The organism is uncultured Leptotrichia sp. (assembly GCF_938036635.1).
Classification (GTDB): domain Bacteria; phylum Fusobacteriota; class Fusobacteriia; order Fusobacteriales; family Leptotrichiaceae; genus Leptotrichia; species Leptotrichia hongkongensis.
On sequence record NZ_CALHQO010000583.1, the window covers coordinates 1 to 4,385 of the forward strand.

Sequence of the window (4,385 nt, forward strand, 5' to 3'; positions counted from 1 at the left end):
TTTTCCCTTATAACATCTGCCTTTTACAAAAATATTTTGGGATTAATGGCAATTCCAATATTTTTGTGCATTATAGTTGGACGTTATTATACATTGATTGTAAATGTGGAATTTAAAAAAAATAATCTGGAATGGATGGCAAAATTTTCGGGAATTTCACTTTTAGTAGGAATGGGAGAATTTTTATTCACACATAACAGAATTGGATACTTTGCGTACTTTAATCCGAATTATTTAGGAAGCATTATGATGATGTCGGCAATTATAAATTTATATTTTACTTTTGAAAAAAAATCAAAAATTAATTTTGCTGTATTTTTAATGAATATTCTGACAATACTGCTTACTGGTTCAAGATCTTCATTGATTGCAGTTGTTTTAGGAATATTTACATTATTTTTCTACTTTTTACGAAGAAGATATTTTGCTGGATGTATTTTAATTCTTTTATCATATATTTTGGGAGTAGTTTCAGGCGTTTTCCCATTCTTGCGTGAAAGTACGTTAATAGAATATTTCTGGCTAAGAGTCGAAATTATTGATATGGCATTTAGAATTTTTAAAAAAACCAATATCCTGTATGGACACGGAAACTTTTTTTACTACAAATTTACCAATTATGTGTATCCACATTCACATAATGCACTTGTAGAACTACTTTTAAGTTACGGACTAATTGGAACAATAGCATTATTTGCTGTATTTTTACGCTACTTGTATGATATTTTGAGAAATGACAGAAATAATGTGTTAAAAATTGCTCTAATTGCTGGAATTGTAGTACATAATTTTACCGATTTTGCAATTTTTTGGGTACAAACTGTACTGCTATTTATTATGGCTTTAGCTTATAAGGAGCAAAATGAACAGATACGTGGCTACAGGCAGAAACGAAATAAATAAAAAACTGAAAGGAATATCAAAATGAGAGATAACATATATGTGGGGCTTGTCCACTACCCTGTTTATAACAGAAATAACGATGTTGTGGCAACTTCTGTCACAAACTTTGATATACACGATATTTCTAGGACTTGCAGAACTTACGATATAAAAAAATATTTCATTATAACTCCGGTTGATGCCCAGAAAGAGCTGACTGGTAGAATTATTGGCTACTGGACTGAAGGAAATGGGATAGAATTTAACAAAAATAGAAACGAAGCCTTTGAAAATACAGAACTTGAAGATTCTGTCCAAAGTGCTATAGAAACAATTGAAAAAATTGAAGGAAAAAAACCAAAAATTATTACAACTTCAGCAAAAATTTTTCCAAATACTGTTGGATATGCTGATTTAGGAAAGGAAATCATCGAAGATGATACTCCGTATTTAATTTTATTTGGAACAGGATGGGGCCTTACAAATGAAATTATGGATTTATCCTATAAAATTCTGGAGCCAATCCGTGGGAATACCAGATATAATCATTTGTGTGTCAGAAGCGCTGTTTCAATAATTTTAGACAGATTACTAGGAGAAAACTAAAAATATAACCATAATATGAAAGGACATAAATAAAAAATGAAAGAAAATAATCATAATTTAGTAGGAATTGTGGTAGTTAGCCACAGTAACACACTTGCACAGGAAATTATTAATTTTGTAAAAGTATTTAAGCAGGAAGACTTTGCATTGGAAAATGGTGGAAATGTAAGCAGAGAAGTTTACGGAACAAATGTCGAAAATGTCAAGGAAGCAATAATACGTGCTGATAGCGGTGTTGGAGTACTTGTTTTCGTAGATATGGGAAGTTCTGTATTTAATGCGGCTAAGGCAATAAAAGAGCTGGAAGGGCAAGTTGAAGCAAAAATTGCAGATGCCCCATTGGTGGAAGGAATAATTTCAGCAGTTGCAGCTAACTTTGATGGAATTAGCTTAGATGACTTAAAAACAATTGCTGAGGATAGCAGAAAATTCACAAAATTAAAAAAAGAAATTTAAAAAAATTCAAGAAAGAGAGAAGTAATAACAAATAATGGAAAACTTAGTAAATATAGGAACAATTGTCGGAACACATCATTTACGTGGGAGCGTTAAAATTACCTCAATTTTTGAAAATATCGAGCTTATCGAAAATGAGCGTGTTCTTCTTGAAAAAAATGACAAAAAGAAATTACTCGTCGTAAAAAACGTAAAAAGGCTAAATGACAAAAAAGCAATTTTAGACTTTGAAGGAATTGAAAATATCGATGCCGCAAAAGAGCTGAATGGCTATAAGGTCAAAATACGCCGTGATTTACTGCCTGAAAGAAATGAAGATGATTTTTATGTAAAAGACTTATTTGGAATAGAAGTATTTTCTGAAAATGAAAAAATTGGAGAAATCATTGATGTAATGGAAACTGCAGCACATAACATCTTAATTATAGAAGATATTAATACAAAAAAAGAAATTATGGTTCCATTAATTGATGAATTTGTAACAAAAATAGACTTTCCAAATAACAAAATCGAAGTAAGCCTGATTGACGGAATGAGAGAATAGATATAATTTGAAAATAAACAAGAGGTAAAATTAATGAAATTTAACGTACTCACACTATTTCCTGAATTATTTGAACAATATTTATCCCAAACGATACTAAAAAGAGCAACTGAAAAAGATATTATCGATTTTAATATTGTAAACATAAGGGACTATGCTAGAAATAAACACAGCCAGATGGACGACATCCCTTTTGGTGGTGGTGCTGGAATGGTTTTAAAGCCAGAAGCCTACTGGAACTTCTTTTACGAAAACTACGAGTTTTACAATAACGAAAATAATGAAAATTCAAAAAAACCTTATGTAATCTTTTTATCCCCACAAGGAAAACAGCTGACTCACAAAAAAGTTACTGAACTTTCAGAAAAAGATGAAATCGTACTTATTTCAGGGCGTTATGAAGGTCTTGACCAAAGAGTAATTGATAAATTTGTAGATGAAGAAATTTCCATTGGAGATTATGTCCTAAGCAGTGGCGACTTGCCTTCCCTTGTAATTATGGACTCTGTTATTCGTATAAAGGAAGGTGTAATAAAAAAAGAATCTTTTGAAACAGACTCATTTTACAATGGACTTCTTGGATTTCCCCAATATACAAGACCTGTAGAAATTGATGGCTATACTGTTCCAGAAGTATTACGAAGCGGTAATCACGCTAAAATTGATGAATATAGGCAGTTTCACTCAATTGAGAAAACTATGAAGAACAGAATGGATTTGTTTGAAAAAAAGTTAGAAAATATTGATAAAGATTTGGAATTTAAGAAAGTTTATAAGAAATACTTGAAAAAGAAAGATATGTAGTTAGGAGAGTGTATTCAGAATGATTTATGAATTGGACGGAATAAAACCTAAAATATCGGGAGAGGTATTTATTGCTGAAAGTGCTGATGTTATGGGAAATGTAGAACTGAATGACGGTGTAAATATATGGTTCGGTGCGGTACTAAGAGGAGATGTGGAGAAAATAACTATAGGGAAAAATAGCAATGTTCAGGATAATTCGACATTGCATACTGATTTTGGACTTCCCTGTATTGTAGGAGAAAATGTTACTGTAGGTCATAATGTGATACTTCATAGCTGTGAAATAGGAGATAATGTGATAGTAGGAATGGGAAGCACTGTTTTAAACGGAACAAAGATCGCTCCTAACTGTCTTATAGGTGCAGGTTCTTTAGTTACTCATAAAATTCCTTATGAAAAAGGTGTTCTCATTTTAGGAAATCCTGCTAAAATAGTGAGAAAATTAACTGATGAAGAAATAGAACATATTCAAAAAAATGCTGACCATTATGTAAAAAATGGAAAATTGTTTGCTAAAACTTTGAAAAAGGAGAATATTTAAAAAATCATAAAGTGTCATTGTTTAAAGACAGCCTAAAGGTTGTCTTTTTTAATTCTATTATTATTTTCTTAGGAACAATAAATTTGGAAAATTATTTTGTATCTTAATAACAATGAAGCTAAAATAATAAAAAAAGGGAAAATGAAATACTGAAAATTCTAAAATAAACTATTTTCTATTATTTCTGTTTAAATAGTAAATGTTAATAAATTTTGAATTACATACTATGTTATATAGCTTAAAATATATCAAAATAGGAGCTTCTGAGCATACAGAAACTCCCTTTCTAGTGCAATATTAAAAATTACCTATTCAGTTTTATTAAAAAACTTAAACAAATACTTTCCACCTAACCCAATAACAACACCTATTACTGCAGCTGTCAATAATCCTGGAATCCATCCGTACATATCAATAACTTTGCTTCCAAGTATGGAAGAAATTACAGAGGTTACTATAATTAATAAATTTTGATATTTTTTACTGCTCATAATTTTTACCTCCACCAACGATATTTTAATTTATTTTATCCTTCTGCGTATATGTTAC

General features: G+C 30.4%; 7 protein-coding genes. 6 read left to right on the top strand and 1 reads right to left on the bottom strand.

Features of this window, described 5'->3' with window-relative positions; translation table 11 throughout:
- The 6 genes from Q0370_RS11620 to Q0370_RS11645 all read left to right on the top strand — a co-directional run.
- Positions 1 to 903: O-antigen ligase (locus Q0370_RS11620; protein ID WP_299575907.1), on the top strand; the 903-nt coding region annotated here is incomplete at its 5' end.
- 21 nt (positions 904 to 924) lie between these two features.
- Positions 925 to 1,488, top strand: coding sequence for an RNA methyltransferase (locus tag Q0370_RS11625; RefSeq protein ID WP_021769217.1), 564 nt, complete (start codon positions 925 to 927; stop codon positions 1,486 to 1,488).
- A gap of 36 nt (positions 1,489 to 1,524) precedes the next feature.
- Entirely contained in the window at positions 1,525 to 1,944 is a 420-nt protein-coding gene (locus Q0370_RS11630) for a diguanylate cyclase (protein ID WP_299575911.1), read from the top strand.
- 34 nt (positions 1,945 to 1,978) lie between these two features.
- The gene (gene rimM / locus Q0370_RS11635; protein ID WP_299575913.1) at positions 1,979 to 2,488 is read left to right on the top strand and encodes a ribosome maturation factor RimM; all 510 of its coding nucleotides are present in this window, start codon (positions 1,979 to 1,981) and stop codon (positions 2,486 to 2,488) included.
- 33 nt (positions 2,489 to 2,521) lie between these two features.
- Positions 2,522 to 3,292 carry a tRNA (guanosine(37)-N1)-methyltransferase TrmD gene (gene trmD / locus Q0370_RS11640; RefSeq protein ID WP_299575915.1) on the top strand — a complete coding sequence of 257 codons (771 nt, stop codon included), beginning with the start codon at positions 2,522 to 2,524 and terminating at the stop codon, positions 3,290 to 3,292.
- 19 nt (positions 3,293 to 3,311) lie between these two features.
- Positions 3,312 to 3,836, top strand: a complete 525-nt coding sequence (locus tag Q0370_RS11645; protein WP_299575917.1) for a gamma carbonic anhydrase family protein — start codon at positions 3,312 to 3,314, stop codon at positions 3,834 to 3,836.
- Positions 3,837 to 4,144: 308 nt separating this feature from the next.
- On the opposite strand, the gene Q0370_RS11650 is transcribed toward Q0370_RS11645, so the two are convergent.
- Complete coding sequence (locus Q0370_RS11650; protein ID WP_299575919.1) at positions 4,145 to 4,327, bottom strand: glycerol transporter; 183 nt, start codon at positions 4,325 to 4,327, stop codon at positions 4,145 to 4,147.
- Positions 4,328 to 4,385: the final 58 nt, after the last annotated feature.

What these genes read in the sequence shown, in the direction of transcription:
- Q0370_RS11645 (WP_299575917.1), top strand. Translation starts at nt 3,312, where the DNA reads ATGATTTATGAATTGGACGGAATAAAACCTAAAATATCGGGAGAGGTA.
- Q0370_RS11630 (WP_299575911.1), top strand. Translation starts at nt 1,525, where the DNA reads ATGAAAGAAAATAATCATAATTTAGTAGGAATTGTGGTAGTTAGCCAC.
- Q0370_RS11650 (WP_299575919.1), bottom strand. Translation starts at nt 4,327, where the DNA reads ATGAGCAGTAAAAAATATCAAAATTTATTAATTATAGTAACCTCTGTA.
- rimM (WP_299575913.1), top strand. Translation starts at nt 1,979, where the DNA reads ATGGAAAACTTAGTAAATATAGGAACAATTGTCGGAACACATCATTTA.
- trmD (WP_299575915.1), top strand. Translation starts at nt 2,522, where the DNA reads ATGAAATTTAACGTACTCACACTATTTCCTGAATTATTTGAACAATAT.
- Q0370_RS11625 (WP_021769217.1), top strand. Translation starts at nt 925, where the DNA reads ATGAGAGATAACATATATGTGGGGCTTGTCCACTACCCTGTTTATAAC.